Raw genomic sequence first — 6,058 nt, forward strand, 5'->3', positions numbered from 1 at the left:
CGCCCCCTGTAGGGAGCTGCCGCAGGGCTTGCGATCTTTTTTGACTTTTGATTTTTTTTTAAAAANCMCAGATCAAAAAGATCGCAGCCTGCGGCAGCTCCTACAGGGGGCGGGGATTACAGATTTTTCTTCGCCAGCTCGCGAACACGCTCTTCCTGCGCCCGCGCCTCAGGCGTGAACTCGGCACCGAAATCCTCGGCGGAGAAGATCTGGCGGATTTCGATATCGGAATCGCCCGGCATCGGATTGGGGCAGCGCTTGACCCATTCGATCGCCTCTTCCTTGGACTTCACTTCCCAGATCCAGTAGCCGGCCACCAGCTCCTTGGTCTCAATGAAAGGGCCATCGATGACGGTGCGCTTGTCGCCGGAGAAATGCACGCGGGTGCCTTTGCTGCTCGGGTGCAGGCCATTGCCGTCGATGAGAACGCCGGCCTTGACCAGTTCTTCGTTGAAGTTGCCCATGGCAGTGATCAGCTCTTCACTGGGCATGATGCCGGCTTCGGAGTCGGCGCTGGCTTTGACAAGGATCATGAATCGCATGGTGGTTTCTCCAGGGGATGGGGTTGATTCACTGCTTAGTCGAACGGGCACCTCACGAATCGACAGAACTTCTGAATAAATGATGCAGACTCAGGATCCGTGAAGATCACTGTGGGAGCGAGCTTGCTCGCGAAGACGGCGGCACATTCAGCATAGCGTTGACTGGCAGATTGCTTTCGCGAGCAAGCTCGCTCCCACATGATTCGCAGTTGTATACAATTTTTTGCGCAGGTCCCTGACAATTTTCAGTCAGGGCATAGGTCGTCGGACAATTTCGTGGTTAACTTCGGCCTCTTGCATGCTCAATCACCACGTTAAGAAGGACTAAAGTCATGGCTCAAGTCACCCTCAAAGGCAACCCGGTTCAAGTCAACGGCCAGTTGCCACAAGCCGGTTCCAAGGCGCCAGCCTTTTCCCTGGTTGCCGGCAATCTGTCCGACGTCACCCTGAAAGACTTCGCCGGCAAGCGCAAAGTGTTGAACATCTTCCCAAGCGTCGACACCCCGACCTGCGCGACTTCGGTACGCAAGTTCAACGCTCAGGCCAACGAACTGAACAACACCGTGGTGCTGTGCATCTCGGCTGACCTGCCATTCGCCCAGGCCCGTTTCTGCGGCGCCGAAGGTCTGGAAAACGTGCAGAACCTGTCGACCCTGCGCGGTGCCGAGTTCATCGAAAACTACGGCGTAGCCATCGCTGACGGCCCGCTCAAAGGCTTGACCGCCCGTGCGGTAGTGGTTCTGGACGAGAACGACAACGTGCTGCACAGCGAGCTGGTCAAGGAAATCGCTGAAGAGCCGAACTACGACGCAGCACTCGCCGTACTCAAGTAAGCGCTTTTACAATTGTTAACGGCCTGGCCCTGTCCAGGCCGTTTTCATTTGTGTATCAGTGTTTTGCCTCACACCTTGAAACGTAAGTTGAAGGTAAATTGCCGGTAAAGCTGCTTTGCTTAAATCCCACCAGTGCTTATCGTTCAGCCTCCCGTAAAAGAAGCCCACGCGCCCAATGGTCAATCAATCCATGCAATCGTCCCCTAATAACGCCCGTCGCTGGCTGATCAGCCTGCTCGTCCTGTTGGTCATCGCCGTCCTGTGCTGGAAATTCTGGCCCGCCGGTTCGGCCCACAAGGAGGGCGCCGACAAGGCGGCGAGCGGCCATGCCGGACGTTCGGGGATGATGCGGCCGGGCTTCGGCGGCGCGGCCGGGCCGATTCCGGTGCGTGTGGCGCCGGCGGTCACGGGGGACTTCCCGCTGTATTACAAGGCACTGGGCACGGTGACTGCGCTCAACACCATCAACGTGCGCAGCCGGGTCGGCGGTGAACTGGTGAAGATCAATTTCGAGGAAGGGCAGATGGTCAAGGCCGGCGACCTGCTGGCAGAGATCGATCCGCGTCCGTACCAGAACGCCTTGCTCCAGGCTGAAGGCACCTTGCTGCAGAATCAGGCGCAGTTGAAAAACGCACAGGTCGACGTCGAGCGTTATCGCGGTCTGTACAAGGAAGACAGCATCGCCAAGCAGACCCTGGACACCGCCGAAGCGCTGGTCGGCCAGTACCTGGGCACGGTCAAGACCAATCAGGCAGCGGTCAACGACGCCAAGCTCAATCTCGAATTCACCAAGATCCGCGCGCCGATTGCCGGTCGCGTCGGTCTGCGTCAGGTCGACGTCGGCAACCTCGTCGCCGCCAACGACACCACGTTCCTTGCGGTCATCACTCAGACCCAACCGATCAGCGTGGTCTTCACCCTGCCGGAAAACAGTCTCGAAACCGTATTGGCGCGCTACCACAGCGGCGCCAAACTGCCGGCCGAGGCATGGGATCGCGGCGATACCAAGATCCAGGCCGCCGGCGTGCTGCAAAGCCTCGACAACCAGATCGACGTCGCCACCGGCACCCTGAAATTCAAGGCCCGTTACGATAACCGCGACCAGTCGCTGTTCCCCAATCAGTTCGTCAACGTCCATCTGCTGGCCGACACCCTGAAAGGCGTGGTGCTGGCACCGTCGGCGGCGATTCAGTTCGGCACCAACGGCACGTTCGTTTACGCATTGGACGGCGACAAGAAAGTCACCATCCGCCAACTGAAAATCGGCGCCAGTGACGGCACCAACACTGTGGTCACCGAAGGCCTCGCCGCGGGCGATCGCGTGGTGCTGGAAGGTACCGACCGCCTGAAGGAAGGCAGCGAAGTGGAAGTGGTCAACGACAGCAATGACGTGCCGACCACCCCGACCGGGCACCTGCAGGGCAAACCCGCCGCCAGTGCACCGGACGCCGCCGCGGCTGACAAGGCCAAGAAGGGCGCATGAACATTTCGCGGCTGTTCATCCTCCGTCCGGTAGCTACCACCCTGAGCATGCTGGCCATTGTTCTGGCCGGCCTGATTGCCTATCGCCTGCTGCCAGTCTCGGCGTTGCCGCAGGTCGATTACCCGACCATTCGCGTCATGACCCTGTACCCCGGCGCCAGTCCCGACGTGATGACCAGCGCCGTGACCGCACCGCTCGAACGCCAGTTCGGGCAGATGCCGGGCCTGACGCAAATGGCCTCGACCAGTTCCGGCGGCGCGTCGGTGCTGACCCTGCGCTTCAGCCTCGACATCAACATGGACGTTGCCGAACAGCAGGTGCAGGCCGCGATCAACGCCGCGACCAACCTGTTGCCGACCGACTTGCCGGCACCGCCGGTGTACAACAAGGTCAACCCGGCGGATACGCCGGTGCTGACCCTGGCGATCACGTCGAAAACCATGCTGCTGCCCAAGCTCAATGACCTGGTCGACACACGCATGGCGCAGAAGATCGCCCAGATCAGCGGCGTCGGCATGGTCAGTATTGCCGGCGGTCAGCGTCAGGCCGTGCGGATCAAGGTCAACCCGGAAGCATTGGCGGCGAACAGCCTGAACCTGGAGGACGTTCGCACCCTGATCGGTGCGTCCAACGTCAACCAGCCCAAGGGTAACTTCGACGGCCCGACCCGGGTCTCGATGCTTGATGCCAACGACCAGCTGACGTCGCCCAAGGACTACGCCAACCTGATTCTCGCCTACAAGAATGGCGCGCCGCTGCGCCTGAAGGATGTGGCGGAAATCGTCGACGGCGCCGAGAACGAACGTCTAGCCGCGTGGGCCAACCAGAATCAGGCGGTGCTGCTGAACATCCAGCGTCAGCCGGGCGCCAACGTGATCGAGGTGGTCGACCGGATCAAGGCCTTGCTGCCCAGCATCACTGACAACCTGCCGGCTGGCCTCGACGTCACCGTGCTCACCGACCGCACCCAGACCATCCGCGCCTCGGTCACCGACGTGCAGCACGAACTGCTGATCGCCATCGCGCTGGTGGTGATGGTGACGTTCCTGTTTCTGCGGCGGGCTAGCGCGACGATCATTCCGTCAGTGGCGGTGCCGCTGTCGCTGATCGGTACGTTTGGCGTGATGTACCTGGCCGGCTTCTCGGTCAACAACCTGACCTTGATGGCGCTGACCATCGCGACCGGTTTCGTGGTCGACGATGCGATCGTGATGCTGGAAAACATCGCGCGCTTCATCGAAGAGGGCGACAGCCCGATGCAGGCGGCGCTCAAAGGCGCGAAACAGATCGGCTTCACCCTGATTTCCCTGACCCTGTCGCTGATCGCGGTACTGATTCCGCTGCTGTTCATGGCTGACGTGGTCGGTCGGCTGTTCCGCGAGTTCGCCATCACTCTGGCGGTGGCGATCCTGATTTCGCTGGTGGTTTCGCTGACGTTGACGCCGATGATGTGTGCACGCCTGCTCAAGCGAGAGCCAGAGCCCCACGAACAGGGCCGTTTCTACCGGGCCAGCGGCGGCTTCATCGACTGGATGATCGCCGCCTACGGGCGCAAGTTGCAGTGGGTGCTCAAACACCAGCCGCTGACCCTGTTGGTGGCCATCGGCACGCTGGCACTGACCGTGTTCCTGTACATGGTGGTGCCCAAGGGCTTCTTCCCGGTGCAGGACACCGGGGTGATCCAGGGTATTTCCGAAGCACCGCAGTCGATTTCTTTCGCGGCGATGGGCGAGCGTCAGCAGGCGCTGGCCAAGGTGATTCTTGAAGATCCGGCGGTGGAGAGTCTGTCGTCCTACATCGGTGTCGACGGCGACAACGCCACGCTCAACAGCGGTCGTCTGCTGATCAACCTCAAGCCTCACGGCCAGCGTGACCTGAGTGCCACCGAGGTGATTGCGCGCCTGCAGCCGCAACTGGACAAACTGGTCGGCATTCGTCTGTTCATGCAACCGGTGCAGGATTTGACCATTGAGGATCGGGTCAGTCGTACCCAATACCAGTTCAGCATGTCCTCACCGGACGCCGAATTGCTCAGCCAGTGGAGCGGGCGTCTGGTCGAAGCCTTGGCGCAGCAACCGGAATTGACCGACGTTGCCAGCGACTTGCAGGATAAAGGCTTGCAAGTCTATCTGGTGATCGACCGCGATGCGGCGTCGCGCCTCGGCGTTTCGGTGCAGAACATCACCGATGCGCTGTATGACGCCTTCGGCCAGCGGCAGATCTCGACCATTTACACCCAGGCCAGCCAGTACCGCGTGGTGCTGCAGGCACAGGCCGGGGAGAAGATCGGGCCAGCGGCGCTGGACCAGATTCACGTCAAGACCACTGACGGTGCACAGGTGCGTCTGTCGAGTCTGGCCCATGTCGAAGAGCGTCAGGCGCAACTGGCGATCACCCACATCGGCCAGTTCCCGGCGGTGATGATGTCGTTCAACCTGGCGCCCGGCGTGGCGCTGGGGCATGCGGTGGACATCATCGAACAGGTACAGAAGGACATCGGCATGCCGATTGGCGTGCAGACCCAGTTCCAGGGGGCGGCCGAGGCATTCCAGGCTTCGCTGTCGAGCACCTTGCTGCTGATTCTGGCGGCGGTGGTGACCATGTACATCGTGCTCGGCGTGCTGTACGAAAGTTACATTCACCCGATCACCATTCTCTCGACCCTGCCGTCGGCGGCGGTCGGCGCCTTGCTGGCGTTGCTGCTCAGCGGCAATGACCTGGGCATGATCGCGATCATCGGCATCATCCTGTTGATCGGCATCGTCAAGAAAAACGCGATCATGATGATCGACTTCGCCCTCGACGCCGAACGCACCCAGGGCATGGCGCCGGAACAGGCGATCTATCAGGCGGCGCTGCTGCGCTTCCGGCCGATTCTGATGACGACGCTGGCGGCGTTGTTCGGTGCCGTGCCGTTGATGCTCGCCACCGGTTCCGGGGCTGAACTGCGTCAGCCGCTGGGTCTGGTGATGGTCGGCGGCCTGCTGGTGAGTCAGGTGCTGACCCTGTTCACCACGCCGGTGATCTACCTGTATTTCGACCGCCTCGGTCGGCGCTTTGGCAAGACCAATGCTGACCGTGATGAGGTGGTGGTATGACGTTGCAGCACCTCATCCACTGTGGGAGCGAGCCTGCTCGCGAAAGCGCTGGATCAGTCACCATCAAGGTTGAATGTCAGACCGTCTTCGCGAGCAGGCTCG

4 protein-coding genes are annotated in these 6,058 nt (G+C 60.9%); 3 read left to right on the forward strand and 1 reads right to left on the reverse strand.

The genetic code is table 11. The annotated features are described in order from the left end of the window. Positions 1–116 precede the first annotated feature (116 nt). Positions 117–542, reverse strand: coding sequence for a YciI family protein (locus HT737_RS00450; protein WP_041066976.1), 426 nt, complete (start codon positions 540–542; stop codon positions 117–119). 332 nt (positions 543–874) lie between these two features. Between HT737_RS00450 and tpx the strand changes: the two genes are divergently transcribed. From tpx to HT737_RS00465, 3 genes are all read left to right on the forward strand, one after another. Then, the gene (gene tpx / locus HT737_RS00455) at positions 875–1,375 is read left to right on the forward strand and encodes a thiol peroxidase (RefSeq protein ID WP_041066982.1); all 501 of its coding nucleotides are present in this window, start codon (positions 875–877) and stop codon (positions 1,373–1,375) included. Positions 1,376–1,550: 175 nt separating this feature from the next. After that, on the forward strand, positions 1,551–2,858 hold the full coding sequence (locus HT737_RS00460; RefSeq protein ID WP_182400945.1) for an MdtA/MuxA family multidrug efflux RND transporter periplasmic adaptor subunit: 1,308 nt from the start codon (positions 1,551–1,553) through the stop codon (positions 2,856–2,858). After that, the gene (locus HT737_RS00465) at positions 2,855–5,956 is read left to right on the forward strand and encodes an MdtB/MuxB family multidrug efflux RND transporter permease subunit (RefSeq protein ID WP_182400947.1); all 3,102 of its coding nucleotides are present in this window, start codon (positions 2,855–2,857) and stop codon (positions 5,954–5,956) included. The genes HT737_RS00460 and HT737_RS00465 overlap by 4 nt, the downstream gene beginning before the upstream one ends. Positions 5,957–6,058 lie beyond the last annotated feature (102 nt).

The sequence above is a fragment of the Pseudomonas sp. MD195_PC81_125 genome, from assembly GCF_014060985.1.
Lineage (GTDB): Bacteria > Pseudomonadota > Gammaproteobacteria > Pseudomonadales > Pseudomonadaceae > Aquipseudomonas > Aquipseudomonas parakoreensis.